Consider the following 1,330-nt stretch of genomic DNA (forward strand, 5'->3'; position numbering starts at 1 on the left):
GCAGTGGCGGGCCAGAGGCCCGCCCTCCAGGTAACATTTGCAATCGCCAGAGAACAAAGAGACTTGGAGGAACGGGCATGGCCCAGATCAATGTTACCCTCGACCAGGACGAGATTCTACGGCTCCTCGCGGACTCCTCGGGGGACGCCTTCCGGCAGGTGCTCGCCGCGGCCCTCAACGCCGTGATGCGCGCGGAGTCCGACGAGCAGCTCGGGGCGGGGCGCTACGAGAGGAGCGAGTCGCGCACCGACAGCCGCAACGGCACCCGCGCGAGGCGGCTCACGACCAGGGTCGGGACCATCGAGCTCGAGGTCCCCAGGCACCGCAACGCCCCGTTCGAGACGATGGTCTTCGAGAGCTACAGGAGGAGCGAGGCCGCCCTCGTGGCCACGATGGCCGAGATGGTGGTGGGCGGCGTCTCCACCGCCAAGGTCGGCAGGGTCATGCGGGAGATCTGCGGCAGGGAGTTCTCGAAGCAGTCGGTGTCCGCCGCCTGCGCCACGCTCGACTCGGCGGTCGAGGGCTTCAGGACGCGCCCGCTCGAGCCGGGCGCCTACCCCTTCGCGATGCTGGACGCGACCTACCTGAAGGTCCGCGGCGGCCACAGGGTGAGGGCCCGGGCGATGCTCGTGGCCATCGGCCTCGACCGCTCCGGCCGGAAGGAGGTGCTCGGGCTCGGGCTCGCCGACGCCGAGACGCGGTCGAGCTGGTCCGCGTTCATGCGCTCGCTGAGGGACCGCGGCCTGCGGGGGATGGCCGTGGTCACCTCCGACGCGCACGAGGGGCTCGTGGCGGCCCTCCACGACGTGTGGCCGGACGCCGCCTGGCAGAGGTGCCAGGCCCACTTCTCCCGCAACGTCTCCGACGCCGCCCCGAAGCGCCTGAGGGCCGGCCTGCGGTCGGAGATGACCGAGATGTTCAACTGCCGCACGCTCGCGGAGGCGGAGGCGAGGCGCGACCGGATCCTCGCCGACTACGCCGAGGAGGCCCCGCAGGCGTGCGAGCGCCTCGACGCCGGCTTCGACGACGCGATGACCGCGATGCGCCTGCCGGAGCAGATGCGCAGGTGCGCGAGGACCTCGAACTACCTCGAGCGGCTCAACAAGGAGATCAAGCGCAGGTCCAACGTCGTGGGCGTCTTCCCCAGCGACGGCTCGGCGGTCAGGCTCGTGGGCGCCCTGCTCATGGAGGAGAACGACCGGTGGGCCGCGATGTCCAAGGCCTACTACTCGACCGGCGTGGCGGAGCTCGAGGGGAGGATGGCGGAGCTCGCCGGGATAGCCAGGGAGCAGGCGAGGCTCATGTCGGCCGCGGGCTAGCCGGCGGAGGA

The 1,330-nt window shown here is 71.1% G+C and carries 1 protein-coding gene; it reads left to right on the top strand.

Annotated features, from left to right (window positions below):
- Window positions 1-77 precede the first annotated feature (77 nt).
- On the top strand, window positions 78-1,319 hold the full coding sequence (locus tag ACT84W_RS11100) for an IS256 family transposase (RefSeq protein ID WP_444329271.1): 1,242 nt from the start codon (window positions 78-80) through the stop codon (window positions 1,317-1,319).
- The last annotated feature ends 11 nt before the right edge of the window (window positions 1,320-1,330 follow it).

The organism is Paratractidigestivibacter sp., from assembly GCF_052362415.1.
GTDB lineage: Bacteria > Actinomycetota > Coriobacteriia > Coriobacteriales > Atopobiaceae > Paratractidigestivibacter.

Excerpts from the sequence above, each read along its gene's own strand:
- ACT84W_RS11100 (WP_444329271.1), top strand. The coding sequence starts at position 78 with ATGGCCCAGATCAATGTTACCCTCGACCAGGACGAGATTCTACGGCTC.